The organism is Candidatus Accumulibacter aalborgensis, from assembly GCF_900089955.1.
Lineage (GTDB): Bacteria > Pseudomonadota > Gammaproteobacteria > Burkholderiales > Rhodocyclaceae > Accumulibacter > Accumulibacter aalborgensis.
In genome coordinates this window covers 13866-39029 of sequence record NZ_FLQX01000102.1, presented here as the reverse complement: position 1 = coordinate 39029, position 25164 = coordinate 13866, and the positions used below count along the sequence as shown (strand labels likewise).

Sequence of the window (25164 nt, the reverse complement as noted above, 5' to 3'; positions counted from 1 at the left end):
ATTCCCCATCTCGCCCCCCGCCTCTCCCTCGGGCAGGAGAGGGGAGATTAGTGAGTCACAGACGCGACTTTTAAGGTAACTGATGCCACCAATCGACCTTCCCGACGCCGAAGAACAGTGTGCTGCACTGGCCGCGCTTATTCGACCCTGCCTCCGACCGGACACGGTCCTGGTCGGCATTCACAGTGGCGGTGTCTGGGTTGCCCGGCGGCTGCGTGACCTGCTCGATCTAGCCAACGAAATCGGCCTCATCGACGTTTCTTTCTACCGTGACGACTACGGCGAAAGAGGCCTGCATGCACGCGTCAAGCCAAGCTCAATCCCTTTTGACGTCGAAGGCCGCCCACTGATCCTCGTCGATGATGTCCTGTACACCGGACGCACGACACGGGCGGCGATCAACGAGCTGTTCGACTATGGTCGCCCGGCGAGCATCCAGCTCGCTGTCCTGGCCGATCGCGGCCGTCGCCAGTTGCCCATTTGCGCCGACTTCTGCCCCTGGCGCGTCGAACTCGACCCATTGCATGAACTGATCCTCTCGGCGGACGACGACGGTCGGCTGCAGTGGAGCGTTGCCGAGCATGCGTAATCCGCAACTCAACGCCAATGGCGAACTGACCCACCTGTTGTCGACCGACGGCTTGCCCCGTGCGGTGATCAACCACATCCTGGATACCGCATCGAGCTTCCTCGAGGTCTCGGACCGCGAGGTCAAAAAGGTGCCCTTGTTGCGTGGCAAGAGCGTCTTCAACGTCTTCTTCGAGAATTCCACCCGTACGCGAACGACTTTCGAGATCGCCGCCAAGCGCCTGTCGGCAGACGTGATCAACCTCGACGTGACCCGTTCCTCGACGGCCAAGGGCGAGACCCTGCTCGATACCGTTGATAACCTGGTGGCCATGCACGCCGACATGTTCGTCGTAAGGCACGCGGCGAGCGGCGCCCCGCACCTGATCGCCGACCACCTGCGCCGTCTGGGTCGCAACGACGTGCATGTGGTCAACGCCGGCGACGGACGCCACGCCCATCCGACGCAAGGCCTGCTCGACATGTACACAATCCGTCACTACAAGAAGGATTTTGCCAATCTGGCGGTGGCGATTGTCGGCGACATTCTGCACTCGCGGGTCGCCCGCTCGGACATCCATGCGCTCATCGCGCTCGGCGCCGCCGAAGTACGCGCCGTGGGCCCGCAGACGCTGCTGCCAGCCGCCATCGAAAAAATGGGGGTCCGCGTGTGCCATGATCTGGGTGAAGGAATTCGCGATTGCGATGTGGTAATCATGCTCCGTCTGCAGAACGAGCGCATGAACGGTGCGCTGCTACCTTCGGCCCGCGAGTACTTTCGCTGTTACGGGCTGACGCCGATGGCTCTGGCGCTGGCCAAGCCGGACGCCATCGTGATGCACCCCGGACCGATGAATCGCGGCGTTGAGATCGACTCCGACGTCGCCGACGGGCCGCAAGCCGTGATCCTGCCACAGGTCACCTTCGGGATCGCGGTGCGTATGGCGGTCATGGGCATTCTGGCGGGAAACTGATCGATGACCAGGCAACACCTCCACATCCACAACGCGCGCCTGATCGACCCCGGCCAGGGCCTCGATGCCTGCCTTGATCTGTTCCTTGCCGACGGACAGGTGGCAGCCATCGGCCAGCCGCCCGCAGGCTTCTCCGCTGAACGCCGCATCGACGCGACGGGGCTGATCGTCTGCCCAGGACTGGTCGATCTCTCGGCCCGCCTGGGCGGCATCGAACCCGAACTCAGGGCAGCGGTCGCCGGTGGCGTCACGTCGCTGGCCTGTCCGCCGGATACCAAGCCACCCCTGGACGAGCCGGGTCTCGTCGAGCGTCTCGTCCGGCGCAGCGAAACGCTTGGCCTGGCTCGGGTCTATCCCATCGGGGCGCTGACCCAGGAGCTGGCCGGCCAGAAATTGGCCGAAATGAACACGCTGTCGCGTGCCGGCTGTATCGCCTTTTCGCAGGCCAAGCATCCAATCGTCAACACTCAGTTGCTGCTGCGCGCCATGCAGTACGCCGCCACTTTCGATTACGCGGTTCGCCTGCGACCACAGGACGACTTCCTGGCCGGTGATGGTGTCGCCCACGATGGCGAAGTCGCTTCGCGGCTGGGGCTGACCGGCATACCTGTGTCGGCGGAAACCGTGGCCATTGCGACGGCGCTGCAACTGGCCTGCGAAGCCGGGGTGCGCCTGCATCTTTCCCGTCTGTCGTCGGGCGCCGGCGTCGCCCTGATCCGTGCAGCCAGACGCGGCGGAATGCAGGTCACTTGTGACATTGCCATCCATCACCTGCACCTCTCGGAAATGGACATCGGCTACTTCGACAGCTATGCGCGCTTCGACCCTCCCCTGCGCTCGACAAGCGACCGTGACGCCTTGCGCGCCGCCGCCAGGGAAGGACTGGCGGCGGTCTGCTCGGACCATACTCCCGTCGACGCGGATGGCAAGCAGTTGCCGTTTGCCGAAGCGCTACCGGGGGCCAGCGCGCTCGAACTCCTCCTGCCACTGACGCTACGCTGGGCGGCCGAGGAGGAGCTGCCGCTGGCCGTGGCACTCGCCCGCATCACCTCTGATCCGGCAGCCATCCTCGGCATCGAAGCGGGTTCGCTGAGCGTCGGCAGTCCGGCCGACGTCTGCGTCTTCGACCCCGGCGAACGCTGGCGCATCACGCCCGAAGCCCTGCGCAGCCAGGGCAAGAATAGCCCGTTCCTGGATCACGAAGTCAGCGGCCGAGTGCGCATGACTCTGGTCGGCGGGCGAATCGTTTTCGAGGCCTGACTTGGCAATGGATGAGCTGCTTGTCCTGGAGGGCGAGCCTGGTGATGTCGCCGGCCTGATGCCGATGCCTTGGCGAATTCTCGTCGTTGACGACGATGCCGATGTACATGAGGTGACCGCCTTCGCCCTCGGCTCGATCAGCATTCTCGGTCGCCCGCTTGAACTCTTGCACGCGCACTCCGCCGGCCAGGCAGGCAAGATTCTCGACAACGTAGCGGAAATTGCCGTGGTCCTGCTCGACGTGGTGATGGAAAGCGAAGATGCCGGGCTGCAACTCGTCAAATTGGTGCGCAACGATAGACGGCTTGACAGTACACGGATCATCCTCAGAACGGGACAAGCAGGCCAGGCACCGGAAGCGGAAACGATCGCTCGCTACGACATCAACGACTACAAGACCAAGAGCGAACTCACCCAGGCTCGCCTGTTCACAAGCCTGACCACAGCACTCCGCTCCTATGATCAACTGCGGCGCCTCGAACGTAGTCGACAGGGCCTCGAGATCATCGTCAATGCCAGCAATCAGCTCAATGCCAAGCCCGGTCTGCGTGCCTTTGCGGAAGGCTTGCTGACGCAGATTACCGCGCTCATCGGCGTCGAGTCCGAGGGTGTCATTTGCGCCGTGCCGCTTCCTCTGGACAATGATTCGGCTCCACGCGAACCGCGAATCGTCGCCGCCTCCGGCCGCTTCACCCCCTTTACTGAACATCGTCTTGCCGAATTAAACGATGCGCGCATCGCGGCGGCACTAGCCACGGCACTGCACGACAGAAGAACCACCATCGAACGATTCAGCGCGACGTTCTTTTTCCCGAAATCCGACGAGGAAGGCTTTGCTGCCTTCGTCGAAACCACGCAGCCGATCCCCGAGGTCGATCGAGACCTGATTGATGTCTTTTGCAGCAACATCGCCCTGTGCGCCAAGAACGTCGACCTCGTGGCCGAATTACGCCGCGACGCCTTCGTCGACCGGCAACTCGGGATGCCCAATCGAACCGCGCTACTGGTGGAACTGAACCGCCGCATTCAGATCGATCCGCATGGCAAGGACGTTCTGGCGATCATCGACATCGATCAATTTGCCACGATCAACGATATTCTCGGGCATCACTACGGCGACCTCCTGCTGCGAACGACCGCCGTGCACCTGGGCGAATTCTTCGGCGCCGGCAAGTTCGTCGCGCGCCTTGCCGGCGACGCCTTTGCCGTCGTCGGAGACCGTGACGCGCTCAATCCAGAATCGATCCAGCGCTGCTTCAGCGACCCCTTCGAGGTGATGGGAATCCGACAACCGATTTCAGCCTGCGCCGGTTTGGTCGCGCTTGACCGCGGTTCTGAACCGGGAGCCGAATATCTGAAGGATGGATATCTGGCCATGAAGCGCGCGAAAGACTCTGGCCTGGCGCAAACAATGGTCTTCTCGAACGATCTTGCGTCGGACGTGCGGTCCAGGGCTAGACTGCTTCACAGCCTGCGCAGCGCATACGAATCGGGGCAGTTTTTCCTCGCCTACCAACCGCAGATCGATCTCATCGACGACCGCCTTGTCGGCGCCGAAGCTCTGCTGCGCTGGCGAGCCGCCGACGGTACGATGATTCCACCGGCTCGCTTCATCCCGATTGCCGAAAAAAGCGGCCTGATCGTCGATATGGGGCGCTGGCTGCTGCGTGAAGCACTGCTGGCGCGGCAGCGCCTGAGTGCCGCGGCAACTTTCGAACTCCGCATGGCCGTCAACGTCTCGCCGGTCCAGGTCCGTCGCCCGGACTTTGCCAACATGGTCATCGAAGTGCTGCGCGAAACAGCAACCCCCGCCAGCGCCCTCGAAATAGAAATCACCGAGTCGGTCGCGATCGCTGGCCTCGATGCCGTCATCGGCCAGTTCGAAGCCTTGCGCCGGTATGGTGTCACCGTCGCTCTCGACGATTTCGGCACCGGTTATTCGTCGCTATCCTATCTTGACCGCTTGCCGATCGACAGCCTCAAGATCGACCGTAGCTTCGTTCTCGCCCTTGAATGTGACCAGGGTGAACGGATTACGCGAACTATCGTCGTTCTGGGGCGGGAAATGGGCCTGAGGCTAATCGCCGAAGGGGTCGAGAGCCTGGCCCTGAGAGACAAGGTCGTTGAGATCGGCTGCCACGAAGCCCAGGGTTACCTCTTCGGTCGTCCGATGAACGAACGCGAATTCATCGACTGGTTCACGCAGCGCCAGGGAAAATTCGCATAAACCGTAATCGCCTACTCTCTCATCCATGCAGCTCTACGGCCAGTGCGATCGGCTCTTCCGCCTGAAGTGGACGACGCGCGACAGGGCCATCAACCATGCCCGGCACTACCACGCCATTGGACTCAGGCGACTGAGCGTTGCTACCAACGGTGACGTGAAGCCCCCCCTTATTCATGATTGTGCGCAACGAACTCTCAGCCAACGTCGAAGCCATGGCAGCCGCGGTTAACGCCCGAGAACAGGAATTCGAAACGATCTTCGACGCATCGCCGGTCGCTATCGGCTTGCTCGCCCCCGAGGCGGGCCATGCGTTCGCGCGCGCCAACCAGGCGCTCGTCGCGCTGCTCGGTTACCCGACAGAAGAAATGCTCGGAAAAACGGCTGCCGAGATTGGCCTTTGGCGGAATCCAGAAATCCGAAAACGCTTTTTCGAGGCCCTGCATCGAGATGGTTTCGGCGAGGCCGAAGGATGGCTTCGACGCCGCGACGGGAGCGAAGTTCTCGCCGCCATTACGGCCCGCTCTGTGGTCATCGACGGACGTCAGTATACCATTATCATAGCCAGAGACATCACCGAGATCAAGTGGGTCGAGAAAAAGCGGCTTGAGCGCGAGCACAAATACCGCGAACTCGTGGAGAGCGCGAACAGTATTATCCTGCGCTGGTCTCCGCACGGTGAAATCACCTTCATGAATGAATTTGGCCTGAAGTTTTTTGGCTACTCAGAGGAAGAATTGGTTGGCAGGCATGTGATGGACACCATCGTGCCGCCGGGCGAAACCACCGGCAAGGATCTGCGCCCGCTAATGGAGGAAATCTGTCATCACCCCGAGCGGTTCGAACTCAACATCAACGAGAACATACTTCGCAACGGAGAGCGAGTGTGGATCACCTGGACCAACAAAGCAGTATTGGATGATTGCGGCCAGGTGATTGAAGTATTCAGCATCGGCTCGGACATCACCGAGCAAAGGCGGAACGAAGCCGAATTGCAGCGGTACCGGGAACACCTGGAGGAACTGGTCGCCGAGCGCACGGCCGAACTGCGCCAAGCGATGGATCAACTGGTACAGTCGGAAAAACTGGCTGCGCTAGGCAGTCTGGTAGCCGGGGTAGCCCATGAACTCAATACCCCGCTGGGCAATGCCCGCATGGTAGCCAGCAGCCTGGGCGAGCACCTGCTTGAATTTGCTGCCGCCGTCGAATCGGGCCGCCTGCACCGCTCCCAGGTGGACGCCTTTCTAAAGCGGGGTCGCGAGGCGGTCGACCTGCTCGAGCGCAACACCGCCCGCGCTGCCGATTTGATCGACCACTTCAAGCAGGTGGCGGTGGACCAGACGAGCATGCGCCGCCGCCGGTTCGACCTGCGCCAGACCGTCGAGGAGGTGCTGGTCACCCTGCGGCCCCAGTTCAAGCGCGCCGCCCATCGAGTCGAACTGACACTTCCCCCCGATTTGGCACTCGACAGCTACCCCGGCCCGCTGGAACAGGTTATCGCCAACCTGATCAGCAATTCCCTTACCCACGGCTTCGAGAGTATCGCCGCCGGGGTGATCCGTATCGCCGCAGCACCAATCGGGACGACCCACGTCCAGATCGATTACACGGATAATGGGGTAGGTATCCCTGAAATGATACAGAAACGCATCTTCGACCCCTTTTTCACGACCAGGATGGGCAGCGGAGGCAGCGGCCTGGGACTCTATATTGTCTATAATTTGGTCACTGGAGTTCTGGGCGGCTCTATCCAGGTCCATAGCCCACCCGGCCACGGCGTCGCCTTCACGCTCACTCTGCCCCGCACCGTAGTGGATCACTCGCCGTAATTCACTGGCCGAGCAGGCGCCGCGCCGTGTCGGCTGGCGCACCGGCGACCAGCAGCACCTTGCGCCGCGAAGTCTGGCCGCTCTTCAGTTCGACTGCCGACCTGGCCAGGTCCAGCCGCTGCGCGACAAACTCGAGCAGGGCGGCGTTGGCCCGACCGTTGATCGGGGGCGCGGCGAGACGAATTTTCAGCGCATCGCCATGCACGCCGGCGACTTCGCTCCTCTTCGCTCCCGGCTGGACATGGAGGGTCAGCGTGATCGCAGCGCCGGCTTCCCGCAGCCAGTCGACCACGGCCTACAGGAACATCAGGGCCAGCTGCGCCAGGACGATGGCGATCAGCGGCGACAGGTCGACGGCACCAATCGGCGGTACCACACGCTGGATCGGGCGCAGGAATGGCCTCGTCAATTGTGCCACGGGCTGGCTCAAGGGCGAGTAGGGACTGACCCACGACAGAATGGCCTGCACCACCAGCGCAGCAATCAGCAAATAGATGCTCAGGCGCAAGGTGGCCAGCACGCCTCGCCAGAGGAGCAAGGGTAGCAGAAGCTCCGGTGGCCACGCCTCATTGCCGGCGCGCAGGAAGAAGACCGTGCACACGAAGATCAACTGCAGCACATAGGCCGGCAGAAGGCTCGCCAGATCGAGGCCAAACAGTCCCGGCAGAGCCTTGCGCAATGGTCTGACCAGCCAGTTGGTCAACTCGACAACAAAGGAACCGACCTGATTGTTGAACGAAACACGGAAGGTCTGCATGTAAAACCGCAGCAGCAGCGCGGTGCTCAGAAAGCCGGTCAGAGCGTCGAGCAGAAATAATCCGGCCTGCGTGATCATCCACCATCCTGGCCAAGCAATTCGCCCAATTCACGACCGCGCAGGTTGGCAGCGAGGACCCCGGCGATGAAACCCTCCTTGACGCCACGTTCGGCCATCGTCCGCAGGGCGGCCTCGGTCGTGCCTCCCTTCGAGGTCACGCGCTCGCGCAGCACACTCGCCGGGTCGTCGGACTGGGCGGCAAGCCTGGCTGAACCGAGGAGCATTTCAATCGATAGCTGGCGCCCCTGTGCGGGCGTCAGACCAAGCTCCATTGCTGCCTGCTGCAGCGCTTCAATGAAGAGGAATACATACGCTGGACCACTCCCGGAAATGGCGGTGACAGCGTCCATCTGAGCCTCGTCTGCGATCCACAGCGTGCTGCCTACCGCCTGCAGGATACGCTCGGCGCCCAGTCGCTCGGCCATCGATACCGCCGGCATGGCACACAGGCCGGTGATGCCGGCACCGATCAGTGCCGGCGTGTTGGGCATCGCGCGCACGATCTTGCCGTAACCACCCAGCCAGCGCGAAACATCGGCCAGGCGCAAGCCGGCGGCAATGCTGATCACCAGTTGGTGCTTGAGGTGGTCGAGGAGCGGCACGCAGGCCTCCCGCATCTGCTGTGGCTTGACCGACAGCAACACCGCATCGCAGTCAAGGGACGCCGCCGTCGGCGTCTCGTAACAACGAACGCCGTAGACCAGGCGGAGCTTGGCGCGTCCCTGTGCACCCAACTCGATGACGGCAATGTCGGCGGCCGCAAAACCGGTCTTTACCAGGCCGCCGATCAGTGCGTTGGCCATGTTGCCACCGCCAAGGAAAGTGATTTTCATACTCTGTGTCTCTCGCCAAAAATTGCGGTACCGACGCGCACCAGCGTTGCCCCTTCGGCAATCGCTGCTTCAAGGTCATGCGACATGCCCATCGAAAGGGTGTCAAGCGGCAGGCCATCGGCCTGCAGTTGTTCTGAAAGTTCTCGCAGCCGGCGGAAGGCACGACGCTGTTCGAGCCAGTCGTCGCTGGCTGCCGGGAGAGTCATCAGGCCACGCAGCCGCAATGCCGGCAGCCCAACGAGTGCGTGCGCCAGCGCCGGCGCGTCAGCCAGCGACACTCCTCTCTTCGTCGCCTCGCCACTGACGTTGACCTGCAGGCAGAGCGACAAGGGCGGCCGGGACGCGGGGCGCTGTGCGGCGAGACGTTGCGCGACCCCCAGTCGGTCGACCGAATGCACCCAGTCGAAGGACTCGGCGATGAGGCGCGTCTTGTTGCTCTGCAGGGCACCAATAAAATGCCACTCAAGCCCCAGCGCACGCAGTTCGGCCACCTTGCCTACGCCCTCGTGGACAAAGCTCTCGCCAAAAGCCCTCTGCCCCGCGGCAGCCGCCTGACGCAGCACGTCGACCGGCCAGGTCTTGCTGACCGCCAGCAAGCGGACATCGGCGGGATCACGTCCGCACTGCCGTGCGGCGCGGGCAATTCGCGCGAGAACGGCTTGCAGCTTGGCGGGAAGTGTGGTCATAATCAGGCGTTGCGCAGATTACCGAGAGTATAGCACTGCGCCCTGCTCACCGCCCTAGGACTGGACTGGATGGATATCACCGAACTGCTGGCCTTCAGTGTCAAGAACAAGTCCTCCGACCTCCATCTGTCAGCGGGCCTGCCGCCGATGATCCGGGTGAATGGCGATGTGCGTCGTATCAACCTGCCGGCCATGGAGCACAAGGACGTACACGCGATGGTGTACGACATCATGAACGATGGCCAGCGCAAGCACTATGAAGACACGCTGGAATGCGATCTATCCTTCGAGATTCCCAATCTGGCGCGTTTTCGGGTCAACGCTTTCGTCCAGAATCGGGGCGCTGCTGCCGTATTCCGGACCATTCCGTCGAAGGTGATCACGCTTGAAGAACTCAACTGTCCACGGATCTTCAAGGACATCTCGGAATATCCGCGCGGCATCGTCCTGGTCACCGGGCCGACAGGGTCGGGCAAGTCGACCACGCTGGCGGCGATGATCAACCACGTCAATGAGACGACGTATGGCCACATACTCACCGTCGAGGACCCAATCGAATTCGTTCACCAGTCAAAAAAATGCCTGATCAACCAGCGCGAAATCGGTCCGCATACCCTGTCGTTCCAGAATGCGCTACGCTCGGCGCTGCGCGAAGACCCGGACGTGATACTGGTCGGCGAGATGCGCGATCTCGAAACCATCCGTCTGGCCCTCACTGGCGCAGAAACCGGCCACCTGGTGTTCGCCACACTGCACACCTCAAGCGCAGCCAAGACGGTAGACCGGATTATCGACGTTTTCCCCGCAGCCGAGAAGGAAATGGTTCGCTCGATGCTTTCCGAGTCGCTGCGCGCGGTCATCTCGCAAACCCTGCTCAAGACCAAGGACGGCCAAGGACGAATCGCCGCACACGAGATCCTGATCGGCACGCCGGCGATCCGCAACCTGATCCGCGAAAACAAGATTGCCCAGATGTATTCCACCCTGCAGACCGGGCAGCAGTATGGCATGCAGACACTTGACCACAGCCTGCTCGAACTCGTCAAGCGAAATATGGTTTCGGTAGCCGAGGCGCGGAGCAAGGCTGCCAACAAAGACGCCTTCACCGGCGCTTAACATCCGCCTTGGGCGCAGAAGGAAAAGCATGGAGCACGATCAAGCACTTAGATTCATCCACGAGCTATTGCGCCTGATGACGCAGAAGAATGGTTCCGACCTCTTCATCACCGCTCATTTTCCACCGGCGATCAAGATCGACGGCAAGGTGATGCCGGTGTCCAACCAGCCGCTGCTGCCCCAGCACTCTGCCGAACTGGCGCGCTCGATCATGAACGACAGGCAGGCGGCCGAGTTCGAGGACCGAAAGGAATGCAACTTTGCCATCTCGCCGACGGGGATCGGCCGCTTTCGCGTCAACGCACTCGTTCAGCAGGGCCGGGTCGCGATTGTCTGCCGCACGATCAACCTGGTGGTGCCGACACTCGACGAACTCGAATTGCCGCCGGTGCTGAAAGATATCGCGCTCGCCACGCGCGGTCTGGTCATTTTTGTCGGCGGCACCGGCACCGGCAAAACCACGTCGCTGGCGGCGCTGGTCGATCACCGCAACCGCAATAGTCATGGGCACATCATCACCATCGAAGACCCGATCGAATTTGTTCACGAACACAAGAAATGCATCGTCACCCAGCGCGAGGTCGGCGTCGACACCGACACATGGGAAACTGCACTCAAGAACACCCTGCGGCAGGCGCCGAACGTGATCATGATGGGGGAAATTCGCGATCGCGCGACGATGGACTATGCAATCGCCTTCGCCGAGACCGGGCATCTGTGCCTCGCGACGCTGCATGCGAACAACACCAACCAGGCGATCGACCGGGTCATCAACTTCTTCCCCGAGGAACGTCGCCATCAGTTGTTGATGGACCTGTCGTTGAACCTGCGCGCCTTCATCTCGCAGCGCCTGCTGCCCAAGAAAGATGGCAAGGGACGGGTTCCAGCGATCGAAGTGCTGCTCAATTCGCCGCTAATTTCCGACCTTGTCTTCAAGGGCCAGGTACACGAAATCAAGGATGTGATGAAGAGGTCGCGCGAACTCGGCATGCAGACCTTCGACCAGGCGCTGTTCGATCTCCACGAAGCCGGGCGGATCACCTACGAAGACGCATTGCGCAACGCCGACTCGCTGAATGACCTTCGCCTGCAGATCAAGCTCCATGGCAAGGAATCGAAAGACAGGGATCTGACTGCCGGAATCGGTCACCTGGACATCGTCGGGTAGCTTGCATGATTCCAGGCCCTGAGTGACCGCCTACTCTTGCCCCCCTTGGCCTGTCCCTTTTGCTTGTCGACCCGGCTCTGCTTGCTGCTCGACGGAGGTCGCGCCGCTCGCCCCGCGGTTGCTGCCGGCGACCATTCTGAACTCATAGAGGCGGCATTCGAGCGCCCCGTTGAAGAGTAGCGTCTTCTTGCTCGGCGTCAGGCGAATGAGCTTCGGCAAACGCGTATCGGCACTCAGCAGGTAGCACGTCCAGCCGGCAAACCGGCGCTTCAAGGCACTGCCCAGCAGGGGGTAGAACGTCGCCAACTCGTCATCATCCGACACGCGTTCGCCGTAAGGCGGATTGGCCACCATGATGCCACTGGCAGCTGGGGCGTCTAAGGCCAGCAAATCAGCCGCGGCAAGGGTGACCGCCGGCAGTAATCCGGCGCGATCCAGGTTGGCCAGCGCCGCACGCACAGCCACCGGCGACACATCACTACCGAAGATGCGAGCCTGTTGAGGGGGTTTTTCCGCCGCACGCGCGGCGTCGAGCAGACTCTTCCAGGCGGCAGCCTCAAAATGGCGCAGCCGCTGAAAAGCGAAATCACGCCTGGCACCCGGCGCAATGCCTAGCGCCATCTGCGCTGCTTCAAGCAGGAAAGTACCGCTGCCGCACATCGGGTCAAGCAACGCGGTGCCGGGCTGCCAGCCGCTGAGGCGCAAAATTCCGGCGGCAAGATTTTCCTTGAGCGGCGCTTCGACGCTCTTCTGGCGAAAGCCGCGCTGGTAGAGCGGCGCACCCGAGGTATCGAGATAGAGCGTACATTCATCACTGCTGATGAAGCCTTGAATGCGCACCTCAGGCTGGCGCGTATCGACACTTGGGCGGCTACCCGAATCGCGCCGGAAGCGGTCACAGATCGCATCCTTGATGCGCAGGGTGACGAAGTCGATGCTCCTCAGTGGACTCTTGACCGCATTGACGTCCACCCGAATCGTCTGCTGCGCAGTGAACCACCTGGGCCAGGGCGTGGCCAGCGCCAGCGCGTAGATGTCATCCTCCTGCCCATAGCGCGCGTGCCCGACGCGCCACAGGATGCGCGTCGCGATTCGCGAGTGGAGATTGGCGCGATAGCAGACCGGCCAGTCGGCAAGAAAATGCACGCCGCCGAAGATCTGCTTCAGATCGCGCGCACCCGCCACCACCAGGTCTTCGACCAGCAGTGGTTCAAGGCCGCGTGGGCAACTGGCAAAGAATGTTTCCACGAGAGGGTCTCCTGGTCGGTGGGCTAAAACGGTTTGACGACGGCGAGGTAGGTCACCGCCAGCAGAAGCAGCACCGGCATTTCGTTGAACCAACGGAACCAGATGTGGCTGCGCACGTTGCGGCCAGCCTGAAAGGTTCGCAGGATTCGGCCGCAATAGGCATGGTAGGCCAGCAGGACGACCACCAGAGTCGTCTTGACGTGCAGCCAGCCACCCGAGAAGCCAAAGCCAAACCACAACCACAGGCCAAAAATCACTGCCAGCAGACCGATCGGGGTCATGAAACGATAGAGCTTGCCGGCCATCAGCAGCAACCTGTCGCGCTCGGCGACGCTGGCGGCCTGGACCATCGCCAGGTTAACGAAAATACGCGGTAGATAGAACAGACCGGCGAACCAACTGACCACCAGCCACAGGTGCAGAACCTTGACGATCAGCACGGCTGCTTCCTTTCGCTCCACGCCGCCGCGACGCCATCCTCGACGCGGGGATAGCGCAACTTCGCTCGCAGTTCCTTCTTGACGCGCACGTTCACCAGACGCCGTGACTCGTGCATGAAAGACCACTGTAACGGCGACAGTTGCTCTTGCGCCTCGCGACGCGACAGACGAGGCACCCTTGGCAGACCAAAATGATCGGCAACGACATCGAAATAGTCCGCCATCTTGATCTGCGAATCGTCCGTCGCGTTGTACGTACGATTGCTGCGCCCGTAGCGCAGCGCAGCGCAGGTCAACATCGCCAGGTCCTCGGCATGAATGTGATTGGTATAGACATCTTCCGCGGCCAGCAGCGCCGGCGCCTTCTTCTGCAGGCGCGCGATCGGCAGGCGATCGGCAGCATAGATGCCGGGCGCGCGGAGAATGCTGACCACGACACCTCGGCGGCCAAAAACACGCAGTTGGCACTCGGCGTCAAGGCGGAGTCGCGCCCTGGCAGTGCCCGGGCGGACGGCACGCGTCTCGTCAACGAGTGCGCCATCACAGTCGCCATAGACACCACTGGTACTTATGTACACGATGCGCTGTGGTAGACTTCCACCGCGAGCCAGCGCGGCCAGCAGGCAGCGTGTCCGGGTATCGCGCAGAGCGCCGGGCGCACACCCTCTTTCGGCGGTCGGTGGCGGGGCCAGATGGACGACGATGTCAGCCAGACCGCCAATGCGTCGCAGGGTGTCCGGCTGATCCAGGTCAGCCAATATGGGTCGGGCGCCCTGGTCACGCCAGAAGGCGAGCTGTTCGGGGTCGCGTACTAGCGAAAAAACGCGGTAGTGGCCGAGCAGACGGGGCAGGATACGGCGCGCGATGTCACCGCAACCGACGATCAATAGTTTTTGCACGGCGCAATTTTACCGGATTCGGACATCAGCGGAGAGTGTATGGGTTTTCAGGTCAGCATTCAGCCGAGCGGGAACGTTTTTCAGGCCGAGCCTGATGAGACGGTTCTCGACGCCGCACTTCGACAGGGATTGAGTCTTCCCTACGGTTGCCGTGATGGCGCTTGTGGCACCTGTCGGGGCAAGGTGCTGACCGGCGAAATTGCCCACGGGAAGGCGCAGATCCAGGCCCTCGATGACGCCGATCGACAGGCCGGCTTCGCCCTCCTGTGCTGCGCCATGGCCAGAAGCGACCTGTGCATTGAAAGCCGAGAGGCGCGCTCGCTCGAGGACATACCGGTCAAGACGCTGCCGGCCCGCGTGCACAAGCTGACGCGCGCAGCTTCCGACGTGATGCTCGTCGAACTCAAACTACCCGCCAACGAACGCCTGCAGTTTCTCGCCGGACAATACATCGACATTCTGCTCAAGGGGGGCCGGCGAAGGGCTTTCTCGCTGGCGAACGCACCGCACGAGGACGCCTTTCTGCAATTGCATGTCCGCCACATTCCCGGCGGCCAGTTCACCGAGCACGTCTTCGGTGGCATGAAGGAACGTGACATCGTTCGCCTGCGTGGTCCGCAGGGCAGTTTCTTCCAGCGCGAGGATTCCAGGAAGCCGATGCTGCTGGTGGCCGGAGGAACAGGCTTTGCGCCGATCAAGGCGATCGTCGAACACGCCATTGCTGAAGGATGCGAGCGACCAATGCACGTCTATTGGGGTGGACGCGCCCGCGCTGACCTCTACCTCATGGAGCTGGCTGAGCAGTGGTCGGCGGCGCAGGCCAACATTCGTTTCGTCGCGGTGCTCTCCGATTCGCCGACCGACGAACGGTGGTCTGGCCGAACGGGCCTCGTTCATGAAGCCGCGATGGCCGATCATCCAGAGCTTTCCGGCTACCAGGCCTATGTCTGTGGGTCACCGGCGATGGTCGCCGCCGCAAGACGGGATTTCCTGGCGCGATGCCGTTTGCCGGCAGACGAGTTCTTTGCCGACTCCTTCGACTTTGCTGCCGATACGCTGGCAGTGACCGCCCATCTGACTCACACGGACGCCTGACCCGCATGATTGAAGTCTTCATGTCCCGCCAGCCTCTGGTCAACCGCCAGAACAAGATCATCGCCACACGCTTGACGCTGCACCTGGGAAACGGCGGCAGCATGGCGGATGCCGTCAACGCCCTCAATTCGCTGGCCAGCGTCTGGCCCCAGGGTGAAAAGCCGATCTTCGTCGGTTGTGGCGGCAAGCACTGCGATACCGGCCTGCTCGACTGGGCGACACCCGACAACGCGACGATCGAATTGCCGGCAGCCACTCTGATCGGCCCGGATGGGCCAAACCTGATCGCTGCCCTGCAAACCTGGCAGCCGACCGTCTGTGTGCACTTTGATCCGCAGGCTGCGCAGGCGCTGTCAGCCGGCGTGCCATTGCGCTTCATCGGCTTCGATGCGCAGCAGTTTGGCCTGCCTCAACTCAAACTGCTCGCTGCCCGGACGCGCGCTCTGGGCATCGGCATCGCTTTCAACGTCCGAACAACGGAAGCCTTCCGCGCCTGCCTCGATGCCGGCATGACGGCCGCCGCCGGCTGGTTTTTCACTTCGCCGGCGAACGCACCGGCCAAGGCGCTCAATGCGGGGCAGGCGAACATCATGCGGGTGCTCAACCTGGTGCGCAAAAACGCCGATATTCGGGAAATCGAAGCCGCCCTGAAGCTGGATGTGGCGATTTCCTACAAGCTGTTGCGTTACATCAATTCGGCCGGTTTTGGCCTTTCCTGCGAGATCCAGTCCTTCCGGCACGCCGTGAGCATGCTCGGCTTCGAGAAACTAAACCGCTGGTTGTCCCTTCTGCTCGCAACGGCCAGCAAGGACCCGATGGCCCCGGCCTTGATGCACACGGCCCTGCTGCGAGCCAGACTGATGGAGTTGCTGGCCGATGGCCTGGTCGACAAGTCGGAATACGACGACCTGTTCATTACCGGCGCCTTCTCGCTGCTCGATGCACTTCTCGGCATCGGCATGGAGCAGGCACTAGAAGCGATGCGCCTGCCTGAACCGATCGGCGATGCGCTGCTCGGTCGTGGCGGTCGCTACCAGGCTTTCCTCGATCTGGCCCTGGCCAGCGAGGCCGATGATGGCCAGGCCGTCGCCGAGCAAGCGGGCATGCTTGGCCTGACCGCGGATCAATTCAACCGCGCCCAGTTGCAGGCCCTGTCTTTTGCCGACACGATGGAACTCTAGGCCGCAGCCGATCCGCCAGGCCTATTCGCCGAGATAGGCCGCGCGCACCTTGGGATCGGCCAGCAGTCGCGTCGACTCGTCGGTGACCGTGATCTCGCCGCTCTCCATGACGTAGCCGCGCTGACTGACTTCCAAGGCCAGCTTGGCATTCTGCTCGACGAGCAGAATCGTCATTCCCTCGCTGGCTACCGCACGGATCACCTCGAATATCTTCTGCACCATGATTGGCGCGAGACCCATCGATGGTTCGTCAAGCAGCATCAGCTTGGGGCGACTCATCAGCGCCCGCCCGATCGCCAGCATCTGCTGCTCACCCCCCGAGAGCGTACCCGCCACTTGCTGGGCACGTTCCTTCAGACGCGGGAAGTGCGCCAGAACCTGTTCAAGATCGGTTTCGATGGCGGCCTTGTCATTGCGCGCGTAGGCACCCATGCGCAGGTTCTCGAGCGCGGTCATGCGAGGAAAAACGCCCCGGCCCTCGGGAACCAGGGCAATCCCTTCGCCAACCAGTCGGTGCGGCGGCAAGGCGAGAAGCTCTTTGCCACGATAGCGGACGCTGCCGCCAGCCGGATCGAGCAGTCTGGCCAGCGCGCGTAGCGTACTGGTCTTGCCGGCACCATTGGCGCCGATCAACGCGACCATCTCGCCCTCATTGACGTGAAACGTAATACCGCGAACGGCCTGGATACCACCGTAGGAAACGCGCAATCCGTTGACTTCGAGCATGATTCGTCCGTTCCCTTCAGGCCACCGAGCCACCGAGGTAGGCCTCGACGACACGAGGATCCTTTTGCACCACCGCTGGCACGTCTTCACAGATCTTCTCGCCGTAGTCAAGCACGGCGACGCGCCCGCACAAGCCCATCACCAGTTTGACGTCATGCTCGATGAGCAAGACCGTTACCCCATCTCGGCAGATGCCCTCGACGAGCAGGCGCAGGGCCTCGGTCTCGGTGCCGTTCATGCCGGCCGCCGGCTCGTCGAGCGCCAGCAGCTTCGGCTCGGTAGCCAGTGCCCGGGCAATCTCGAGACGGCGCTGATCGCCGTAGGAAAGATGCTTGGCGTAGTCGTGTGCCCGCTCATGAATGCCGACATAGTGCAGCAGCTCCTCGGCGCGACGAGTAATCGCTGCCTCTTCGGTGCGCGTCGCCGAGTTGCGGCTGATGGCACCAAAAACGCCCGCGTGCGTGCGCAAGTGTCGGCCAACCATGACGTTCTCGATCGCCGTCATGTTGCCGAACAGGCGAATGTTCTGAAAGGTGCGGGCAATCCCGACTTCCGCCGCCTTGTGCGGCGCATCGGCGGCGAGCCTGAGGCCATCAAAGATGAAATGACCGCTCTCGTTCTTGTACAGACCGGTAAGGCAGTTGAAGAAGGTCGTCTTGCCGGCGCCGTTCGGACCGATGAGACCGTAGATCTCGCCGCGACGAATGGTCAGTGAGACATCATGCAAAGCCTTGACACCGCCGAAATGCTTGGCCACATCGTGCGCTTCGAGAAGAACCTGGTGTTCGCTCATGGTCAGTCCGCACTCTCGGCAAGTTCACGGCGACGTTGCGACGACGGCCACAGACCCGCCGGCCGAAAGCGCATGACGAGCACCAGCGCGAGCCCGAAAACGAGCATCCGCAAGCTCTCTGGATCAACGATCATGCGCCCGAACAGCGCCTGCTGCAAAGGCTGGATGCCATAGCGCAAAGCCTCGGGTAGCGCGGTCAACAAGACGGCACCGAGAATCACTCCCGGAATATGCCCCATGCCACCCAGAACGACCATCGCCAGGATGGTGATCGATTCCATCAGCGAGAAACTCTCGGGACTGACAAAGCCCTGCATCGCCGAAAAGACCCCCCCCGCGACACCACCGAACGAAGCCCCCATGGCGAAGGCCAGCAACTTGATGTTGCGGGTATTGATACCGCAGGCCTTGGCCGCCACCTCGTCCTCGCGAATGGCCTGCCAGGCACGGCCGACGCGTGAATCCTGCAGGCGTACGTTGATGATGATGATCATGATCGCCAGCGCGACGAGCAGAAAGTAGTACTTCTGCGGCCCGGAGACGCTCACCCCGAGAATGATGCTGGTCTGGGCAAACGAAAAATCGCCGATCCGGATCGGGTCGATCAGGGTGATCCCCTGCGCCCCGTTGGTGACGTTGATCGGCGCGTTCAGGTTATTCAGGAAGATGCGGATGATCTCGCCAAAACCAAGAGTGACGATCGCCAGATAGTCGCCGCGCAACTTCAGCGTCGGTGATCCCAACAAGACTCCGAACAGACACGCCAGAGCTGCGCCCAACGGCAGAATCACCCAGAAGGGCAGGTGAATTCCGAAATGGGGCGATGCCAGCAGGGCATAGACGTAGGCGCCGACCGCGTAGAAAGCGACGTAACCGAGATCGAGCAATCCGGCATAACCGACGACGATATTCAAACCCAGCGCCAGGAAGACGTACAGTATCGCGAAGTTGGCGATGCGCACCCAGGCCTGTCCACCCAGTGCGGCGACAAAAGGCACGGCCAGGAGGACTGCACCGATGAGCAGCAGAGCCCACCAATGTTGCCGCCCAGGCCCTGATTTCCTGATGCGGGTGTTCATGCGCGATCTCCCGTACGCTCACCAAAAAGACCCGAAGGACGAAACATCAGCACAATGATCAGGACAATGAAAGCAAAAATGTCCTGATAGTGACTGCCCAGGAAATCACCCGTCAGATCACCAATGTAGCCCGCACCGAGCGCCTCGATGACGCCCAGCAGGAGCCCTCCGGCCATCGCCCCAGCGAGGTTGCCGATGCCGCCGAGAACGGCCGCCGTGAAAGCTTTCAGTCCGAGCATGAAACCCATCTGGTAATGCGCTATCTCGTAGTACGAACCGACCATGCAGCCGGCAACTGCTCCCAGCGCGGAGCCGATGATGAAGGCCATGGCGATAACGCGATTGATGTCCACGCCCATCAGCGACGCCACGTGCGGGTTCTGCGCGGTCGCCCGCATGGCCATCCCGATGCGCGTTCGGTGTACCAGATAAATCAGCCCCAGCATGACCAGAGCGGCGAGAGTAACGATCGCCACCTGCACGTTGGTGAAGCTTGCCCCGCCGACCTCGTAAATCTTCTTGTCGATCATCGGCGGAAAAGTGATGTAGTTCCGGCCCCAGATGATCATCGCCACATTCTGCAGAACGATGGACATACCGATCGCGGTGATCAGTGGCGTCAGCCTCGGGGCATGCCGCAATGGGCGATAGGCCACTCGCTCCAGCGCCCAGCCAAGCACCATGCAGACCAGCACCGAAACCAGCAAACCGATGGCAAGAACCACCAGCGGTGGCATACCGGATCCGGCGAGGGCGACAATGACCGTGAAAGCGACCATCGTGCCGATCATCACCACCTCGCCATGGGCGAAGTTGATCAGGCCGATGATTCCGTACACCATCGTATAACCAAGGGCGACGAGCGCGTATACGGCGCCCAGGGTGAGGCCGTTGATCAGTTGCTGAAGAAGAGTGTCCATGGTCAGGCTTTCCGCAACAGGGTGCTTTTGGCGAACCAAAGGTTCCGGCTCATGGCACCAGAAAGATGGCCGTGCGGATGCGAGGCCTGGTTCATGTTGAGCGGATGCAGGATCAGATGAGGGAATGGCCTCAGACGCGCCATTCCCTCGCTAGCGGATGCCCTTACTTCTTGGCTTCCGGAGTCGGTGCGGGTGCGGGTGCCGCCGCAGGTGCTGCTGCAGCCGGAGCGGGTGCCGCCGCCGCTGCCATCGCCCCACCTTCGGACTTCAGGGTGACTAACTTGCCATCCTTGATTTCGAAAACGGTGATCGCACCGTTCTTGATGTCACCCTTTTCGTCGAACTCGATCTTGCCGGTGACCCCATCATAGGCGGTCTTGCCCACCTCGGGGAGATACTTGGCCGGGTCGACCGAGTTGGCGCGCTTCATGGCGTCGATCAGAACCATTACGGCGTCGTAGCTATAGGGCGAGTAGATCTGGATCTGACCGTACTTCTTGGTGAAGTCGGCGACAAACTTCTGGCCATTGGGGAGTTTGTCCACCGGCAGGCCGGCTTGCGAGCAGATGACGCCTTCGGACGCTGGGCCAGCGAGCTTGATCAACTCGGGTGAGCAGCCACCGTCGCCGGTGGTGAACTTGGCCTTGATGCCCAATTCCTTCATCTGCTTGAGCATCGGTCCGCCGACCGCATCCATGCCGCCGAGGAAGATCACGTCCGGGTTCTTGGCCTTGATCTTGGTCAGGATGGCCTTGAAGTCGGTGGCCTTGTCATTGGTAAACTCGCGGGCGACAATGGTCGCGCCGTTGGCCTTGGCCGCTTTCTCGACCTCGTCCGCCAGCCCCTGTCCATAAGCCGTGCGGTCGTCGATGATGGCGATCTTCTTGGCGCCCATATCCTTGACGGCGTAGACACCGATCACCGATCCCTGCTGAATGTCGTTGGCCATCACCCGAAAAGCGGTCTTGAAGCCCTGCTCGGTGTACTTCGGGTTGGTTGCCGACGGGGAAATCTGCGGAAAGCCCGCCTGGTTGTAAATCGCCGACGCGGGAATGGTGGTCCCCGAGTTCAGGTGACCGACGACACCGGCCACCTTGGCATCGACCAGCTTCTGAGCGACCACGGTACCGGTTTTCGGATCGGCCTGGTCGTCCTCGCCGAGCAGTTCGAACTTGATGACCTTGCCATCAATCTCGATCTTTTTCGCGTTGGCATCGTCGACCGCCAGGCGAGCGCCGTTTTCGTTGTCCTTGCCGAGGTGAGCGATCGGGCCGGTCAGCGGAGCGACGTGGCCAATCTTGACCACCATCTCGGGCTTCGCTGCCGGCGCTGCGGCGGCCGGCGCCGCAGCAGGCGCAGCGGTCTTGGGCTCCTCTTTCTTGCCGCAGCCGATGACGGCGACAGACGCGGCCAAAACGACCAGCACACCCGGTATACGTAAATGGTTCATAGGTTTGATCTCCAATATTGTGTTTTTTGATGGGCAACGAACGGGCGATTGTCCAAGCCCATCAGGAGCTTGTCAACCTGCATGTCGTCGTGCGCCATGCCGATGCGATTTTTGTGAGCCGTGACCAAAACGAAAAACCGGCGTTGCGCCGGTTGTTTTGTTCACGCCGTGCTCACTTCAGGCTGAGGATCCACTTGACCAGCTTGTTGGCCTCTTCGGGCGTGACCTTGTTCGGTGGCATCGGAATGGGGCCCCAAGTGCCTTTGCCGCCCTTGATGACTTTCTCGGCCAGCATGGCTTCATCCTTGGCCGTGTACTTCTTGGCAATATCCTGGTACGAAGGGCCGACGACCTTCTTGTCCACGGCGTGGCAATTCAGGCAGCCTTTGGACTTGGCCAGGGCTAATTCATCGGCAGCCTGGGCAGCACCAGTCGAAATCGCACCGGCAACCGCCAGCAGGCACACGTAGATGGCTTTCATGCTCTTACTCCATTCAAATGAGGGGTTTGAAACGTAGCGATATTATTTCACTTTGGCTCGCTTGGAAAGCTTCTTGATGCCCGCATCTTCCGCCAGCGCGTCAAAGCCGGAGACGACGTCGAACAGTTCCTCGTCAATGCCACTCTGACGCAGGCGGTGGAAATCTCCGCGCAGGCTTTCCAGCAGATCGCCGATGTTCGTGTCGGCACGCTCCATCGCAGCCAGGCGGCTCGCGTTCTCGCTGGCCAGGGACTCGGCACACGCCCGGAACAGCGAGACGAATAGATATTCGCGGATCAGCGCCCGCAAGGTCGCGGCACCGTCGCCGATGATTTCGGGCAAGTTGCCCGCAGGCCAGGGGAGTTCGGCGAGCTGGCCGCGCCACTTTTCATCCAGTGGCAGCAGGCGCTGAGCGACGGGCTCATAAGCCGCGCCGGAGGTCGGGCGGTTGTAGAACAGGTGGAGTTCGCCGGCTTCACCTTGGCTATCACCCGACTCGCTGTCGACGAGAATCTGCCCGACCAGCGGGGCGATCGCCTTGACCGAGCTGGGCACGACGAAAACTCCCCGCACCGCCAGTCCGCTATCCGCCAGGCGCGCATGGGCACGCTCGCCGACGGCCCACACCTCGTGTTGACCTGGCAACGAGGTGAGTCTCTGCAGAGCGAAGTCGACAACCACCTCGTTGAAGCGGCCGACCAGTCCCTGATCGGAGCCGAAAATGACGGCGCTGACCGACCCGCACTGACCTTTCCGGCCAGCCCGCAAGCGTGCCGGCTGGCTTTCGCGGAAACACACGCTGAGCCCCAGCTCGACGCTCCCGTAGTAGTCGGCCAGGGCACGCACCGATTTTTCATACTGGCCAATGCTCGACGCGGCCAGCGCTTTCATCGTCCGAACGACGGATTGCAGGTCGCCCGCGCTGTTGAGCTTGCGGCGCAGGCTGGCGCTGGTTTCGCTCAAGACTTCTCCTCGTCGGCTCGCTCCGGCTGCGACTTGACTTGCGTTTGCGCTGCTTTCCCGGACGCAGCCTCAGCCCTGGGGGCGGCTTGACCCTGGAAGTGAAGAAGCGCCTGGCGGGCGATGTCGACGATCGCTTGACGGTCGTCATCGCTCAATTCATCCGCGCCAGCAAGGCGTGCGCAGACCTCAAGCGGGATCTCCGCTGCCGCCTCGTTGACCGCTTCCTGGGCAGGGGTCATCTGGTCGAGGGGTACCGGGTCGAAGAGTCCGGCGGTCAGGGCGAGCAGGATGGCGAGCTGGGCCGGGACGGACACCGGCGCCAGTTCCGCCTGTTTCAGACAGGCGCGAATCCGCCGGCCACGCTCGATCGACTGGCGGCTGTCCTCATCAAGTCGGGCACCGAAGCGGGCAAAGGTCTCGAGTTCCTCGAACTGCGCGTAGGCGAGCTTCAGGTCACCGGCCACCGCCCGATAGGCGGCCCGTTGCGCCTTGCCGCCGACACGCGAAACCGATTTACCGACATCGACGGCCGGCAGCACGCCCAGCTCGAACAGCGACGGCGAGAGATAGATCTGGCCATCGGTGATCGAAATCAGGTTGGTCGGAATGTAGGCGGCGATGTTCTGCGCTTGGGTCTCGATGATCGGCAGCGCGGTGAGCGAACCACCGCCGTGCTCCTCACGCAGCCGCGTTGCCCGTTCCAGCAGCCGCGAATGAATGTAGAAGATGTCGCCAGGGAAGGCTTCACGGCCCGGCGGGCGGCGCAGCAGTAGCGACAGCTCGCGATAGGCGCGGGCGTGCTGGGTAAGGTCGTCGTACACGATCAGCACGTCGCGACCGGCGGCCATGAAGTACTCGGCAATACTCGTCGCCGCGTAGGGAGCGATGTAGGCCAGGCCAGGCGGAGCATTGCCCTCGGTGACCACGACGATGGTGTACTCCATGGCGCCCTTCTCGCGCAGGATGGCCACGGCCTTGGCGACGGCCGACGCGCGCTGGCCGATGGCGCAATAGACGCATATGACCTCCTGGCCGCGCTGGTTGAGGATGGCGTCGATGGCGATGGCGGTCTTGCCGGTCTGACGGTCGCCCAGGATCAACTCGCGCTGACCACGGCCGATGGGAATCAGCGCATCGATGACCTTTAGTCCGGTCTGCAACGGCACGGTGACCGGCGCACGGTCCATGATCGGCACGGCAGGACGTTCAATCGGCAGCCGGTCGCCCGTAGCCACCACCCCGCGACCATCGAGTGGCTGACCCAGCGGGTCGATGACCCGGCCGAGCAAACCGTCGCCTACCGCCACGTCCATGACCCGTCCGGCACGCTCGACTTCATCACCGGCGTGCAAGTGCGAGTATTCGCCGAGCAACACGACGCCGATTTCGTCCTCGTCCACGTTGAAGGCGATGCCCGAGACATCACCGGGAAAGCTGAGCAACTCCTCGAAGCCGACGCCGGGCAGGCCCGAGACCGTGGCGATACCGGTTGCGAGCATGGTGATCGTGCCCACCTCACGCGGCACGAGTTGCGGTGAAAAGCTCTCCCGGGCTTGCCGGAGGCCACTGAAGAGCTGGTCGATGGCGCCCTGTAGCGTTTCGTGCTCGGCGCTCATCATTTTCCGCTTTGCGGCGTGGCGTCTATGGCCGAAGCGGAGTTCGCCGTGAGGACTTCAGCGACGCCTTTTTCAAGCGCCGCAAGATAGTCGGCGATACTCCAGGCCAGCTTCAACCCGCTGGTGCTGAGCTCAATGCCACTGACCAGCGCCGGCATGGTCTCGAAGCGGAGACGGATCTCTACCGAAAAGGTTTCGTTGAGCGCCGCTTGTATCTTTGCGCGTTGCTCTGCAGGCAGGTCAACTGCGCTGCGCACGAGCGCCGGTTCTGACGCTGTGGTCAGCGCATTGGCAAGACCATCTTTGGTCGTGCCGTCGATGGCTCGCAAGCGAGCAAGGAACACTTCGGTCAGGCGTTCTTCCAGACTCGTCGCGGCGAGGTCGCTCAGTGCCTGGCGGGCGATGGCGAACACTTCCTGCTGAGCGCGTTGACGGATCGCTTGATTCAGGTTCCGGGCGTCGTTACTCAGTGTGGTCTGCCGCCTGACGCTCAAGGCGTCGGCCGCCTGCCGGGCTGCGTCGAGGAGCCGCTGACGTTCGACCTTCACCTCGTCGGTCGCCTGGCTGAGGAGCGTGGCGCGCTGCTGATTGAACTCCTCGTTCTTGCGCGCGAACTCGTCGCGTTCTTTTCCCGCCTCAGCCCTTCTTGCGTCGGCGTCGGCGAGTTGGCCAGCGATCAGCTTTTCGCGTGCGGCGATTGCGTCGAGGATGGGCTGGTAGAGAAAGTGTTTCAGCAAGCCCACCAGAATGATGAAGTTGAGCGCCTGCGCACCGACGGTGAACCAGTCGATGAGCATGG

At 62.0% G+C, this 25164-nt stretch carries 25 protein-coding genes; 9 read left to right on the top strand and 16 right to left on the bottom strand.

The features are described 5' to 3' along the window. The first annotated feature begins 82 nt into the window (after positions 1-82). The 5 genes from pyrR (at position 83) to ACCAA_RS08255 (ending at position 6854) form a co-directional block, all read left to right on the top strand. Entirely contained in the window at positions 83-589 is a 507-nt protein-coding gene (pyrR, locus tag ACCAA_RS08275) for a bifunctional pyr operon transcriptional regulator/uracil phosphoribosyltransferase PyrR (RefSeq protein WP_186406770.1), read from the top strand. Further along, entirely contained in the window at positions 582-1541 is a 960-nt protein-coding gene (locus ACCAA_RS08270; RefSeq protein ID WP_186406769.1) for an aspartate carbamoyltransferase catalytic subunit, read from the top strand. The genes pyrR and ACCAA_RS08270 overlap by 8 nt, the downstream gene beginning before the upstream one ends. Before the next feature lie 3 nt (positions 1542-1544). Then, complete coding sequence (locus ACCAA_RS08265) at positions 1545-2801, top strand: dihydroorotase (RefSeq protein WP_186406768.1); 1257 nt, start codon at positions 1545-1547, stop codon at positions 2799-2801. Positions 2802-2808: 7 nt separating this feature from the next. Then, the gene (locus tag ACCAA_RS08260) at positions 2809-5028 is read left to right on the top strand and encodes a GGDEF/EAL domain-containing response regulator (RefSeq protein WP_186406767.1); all 2220 of its coding nucleotides are present in this window, start codon (positions 2809-2811) and stop codon (positions 5026-5028) included. A 173-nt stretch (positions 5029-5201) separates the two neighbouring features. Continuing rightward, positions 5202-6854 (top strand): PAS domain-containing sensor histidine kinase, encoded by a 1653-nt coding sequence (locus tag ACCAA_RS08255; protein WP_186406766.1) that lies wholly within the window; start codon positions 5202-5204, stop codon positions 6852-6854. A gap of 1 nt (position 6855) precedes the next feature. On the opposite strand, the gene ACCAA_RS08250 is transcribed toward ACCAA_RS08255, so the two are convergent. From ACCAA_RS08250 to ACCAA_RS08235, 4 genes are read right to left on the bottom strand one after another with little or no spacing between them, the layout of a single operon-like run. Beyond that, entirely contained in the window at positions 6856-7146 is a 291-nt protein-coding gene (locus tag ACCAA_RS08250) for a DUF167 domain-containing protein (RefSeq protein WP_186406765.1), read from the bottom strand. A 3-nt stretch (positions 7147-7149) separates the two neighbouring features. Continuing rightward, positions 7150-7689, bottom strand: a complete 540-nt coding sequence (locus ACCAA_RS08245; protein WP_186406764.1) for a YggT family protein — start codon at positions 7687-7689, stop codon at positions 7150-7152. Then, positions 7686-8504, bottom strand: coding sequence for a pyrroline-5-carboxylate reductase (gene proC, locus ACCAA_RS08240; RefSeq protein WP_186406763.1), 819 nt, complete (start codon positions 8502-8504; stop codon positions 7686-7688). Before proC ends, ACCAA_RS08245 begins: the two co-directional genes overlap by 4 nt. Beyond that, the gene (locus tag ACCAA_RS08235; protein ID WP_186406762.1) at positions 8501-9190 is read right to left on the bottom strand and encodes a YggS family pyridoxal phosphate-dependent enzyme; all 690 of its coding nucleotides are present in this window, start codon (positions 9188-9190) and stop codon (positions 8501-8503) included. Before ACCAA_RS08235 ends, proC begins: the two co-directional genes overlap by 4 nt. A gap of 69 nt (positions 9191-9259) precedes the next feature. On the opposite strand from ACCAA_RS08235, the gene ACCAA_RS08230 reads away from it, so the two are divergent. Then, positions 9260-10306, top strand: a complete 1047-nt coding sequence (locus ACCAA_RS08230; RefSeq protein ID WP_186406761.1) for a type IV pilus twitching motility protein PilT — start codon at positions 9260-9262, stop codon at positions 10304-10306. A 28-nt stretch (positions 10307-10334) separates the two neighbouring features. Continuing rightward, complete coding sequence (locus ACCAA_RS08225) at positions 10335-11474, top strand: PilT/PilU family type 4a pilus ATPase (protein ID WP_186406760.1); 1140 nt, start codon at positions 10335-10337, stop codon at positions 11472-11474. Positions 11475-11504: 30 nt separating this feature from the next. Here the strand turns inward: ACCAA_RS08225 and ACCAA_RS08220 are convergent, their stop codons facing one another. The 3 genes from ACCAA_RS08220 to ACCAA_RS08210 are packed head-to-tail and all read right to left on the bottom strand — an operon-like array spanning position 11505 to position 14061. Beyond that, positions 11505-12722, bottom strand: a complete 1218-nt coding sequence (locus ACCAA_RS08220; RefSeq protein WP_186406759.1) for a THUMP domain-containing class I SAM-dependent RNA methyltransferase — start codon at positions 12720-12722, stop codon at positions 11505-11507. 23 nt (positions 12723-12745) lie between these two features. Further along, positions 12746-13162 (bottom strand): CopD family protein, encoded by a 417-nt coding sequence (locus tag ACCAA_RS08215; RefSeq protein WP_186406758.1) that lies wholly within the window; start codon positions 13160-13162, stop codon positions 12746-12748. Next, positions 13156-14061: an SDR family oxidoreductase gene (locus ACCAA_RS08210; protein WP_186406757.1), complete on the bottom strand. Its 906-nt coding sequence runs from the start codon at positions 14059-14061 to the stop codon at positions 13156-13158. The genes ACCAA_RS08215 and ACCAA_RS08210 overlap by 7 nt, the downstream gene beginning before the upstream one ends. Positions 14062-14100: 39 nt before the next feature. Between ACCAA_RS08210 and ACCAA_RS08205 the strand changes: the two genes are divergently transcribed. Together ACCAA_RS08205 and ACCAA_RS08200 are read left to right on the top strand one after the other, a co-directional pair. Next, entirely contained in the window at positions 14101-15156 is a 1056-nt protein-coding gene (locus tag ACCAA_RS08205) for a CDP-6-deoxy-delta-3,4-glucoseen reductase (RefSeq protein WP_186406756.1), read from the top strand. Positions 15157-15176: 20 nt separating this feature from the next. After that, the gene (locus ACCAA_RS08200; protein ID WP_245754495.1) at positions 15177-16337 is read left to right on the top strand and encodes an EAL and HDOD domain-containing protein; all 1161 of its coding nucleotides are present in this window, start codon (positions 15177-15179) and stop codon (positions 16335-16337) included. Between the two features lie 21 nt (positions 16338-16358). Here ACCAA_RS08200 and ACCAA_RS08195 read toward each other — a convergent pair whose 3' ends face one another. The 9 genes from ACCAA_RS08195 to ACCAA_RS08155 all read right to left on the bottom strand — a co-directional run bounded on the left by ACCAA_RS08195 (position 16359) and on the right by ACCAA_RS08155 (position 25162). Then, entirely contained in the window at positions 16359-17063 is a 705-nt protein-coding gene (locus ACCAA_RS08195) for an ABC transporter ATP-binding protein (protein ID WP_186406754.1), read from the bottom strand. Between the two features lie 16 nt (positions 17064-17079). Then, the gene (locus tag ACCAA_RS08190) at positions 17080-17856 is read right to left on the bottom strand and encodes an ABC transporter ATP-binding protein (protein WP_186406753.1); all 777 of its coding nucleotides are present in this window, start codon (positions 17854-17856) and stop codon (positions 17080-17082) included. Between the two features lie 2 nt (positions 17857-17858). Next, positions 17859-18935 carry an ABC transporter permease subunit gene (locus tag ACCAA_RS08185; RefSeq protein ID WP_186406752.1) on the bottom strand — a complete coding sequence of 359 codons (1077 nt, stop codon included), beginning with the start codon at positions 18933-18935 and terminating at the stop codon, positions 17859-17861. After that, positions 18932-19855, bottom strand: a complete 924-nt coding sequence (locus ACCAA_RS08180; RefSeq protein WP_186406751.1) for a branched-chain amino acid ABC transporter permease — start codon at positions 19853-19855, stop codon at positions 18932-18934. Before ACCAA_RS08180 ends, ACCAA_RS08185 begins: the two co-directional genes overlap by 4 nt. Positions 19856-20018: 163 nt before the next feature. Beyond that, entirely contained in the window at positions 20019-21305 is a 1287-nt protein-coding gene (locus tag ACCAA_RS08175; protein ID WP_186406750.1) for a branched-chain amino acid ABC transporter substrate-binding protein, read from the bottom strand. 172 nt (positions 21306-21477) lie between these two features. Further along, positions 21478-21786, bottom strand: a complete 309-nt coding sequence (locus ACCAA_RS08170; RefSeq protein WP_186406749.1) for a c-type cytochrome — start codon at positions 21784-21786, stop codon at positions 21478-21480. A 42-nt stretch (positions 21787-21828) separates the two neighbouring features. Beyond that, a complete protein-coding gene (locus ACCAA_RS08165; RefSeq protein ID WP_186406748.1) occupies positions 21829-22749 on the bottom strand; it encodes a F0F1 ATP synthase subunit gamma in 921 nt (306 codons plus the stop codon). Beyond that, positions 22746-24365: an alternate F1F0 ATPase, F1 subunit alpha gene (locus ACCAA_RS08160; RefSeq protein WP_186406836.1), complete on the bottom strand. Its 1620-nt coding sequence runs from the start codon at positions 24363-24365 to the stop codon at positions 22746-22748. The genes ACCAA_RS08165 and ACCAA_RS08160 overlap by 4 nt, the downstream gene beginning before the upstream one ends. After that, the gene (locus ACCAA_RS08155) at positions 24365-25162 is read right to left on the bottom strand and encodes a F0F1 ATP synthase subunit B family protein (protein ID WP_186406747.1); all 798 of its coding nucleotides are present in this window, start codon (positions 25160-25162) and stop codon (positions 24365-24367) included. Before ACCAA_RS08155 ends, ACCAA_RS08160 begins: the two co-directional genes overlap by 1 nt. Positions 25163-25164: the final 2 nt, after the last annotated feature.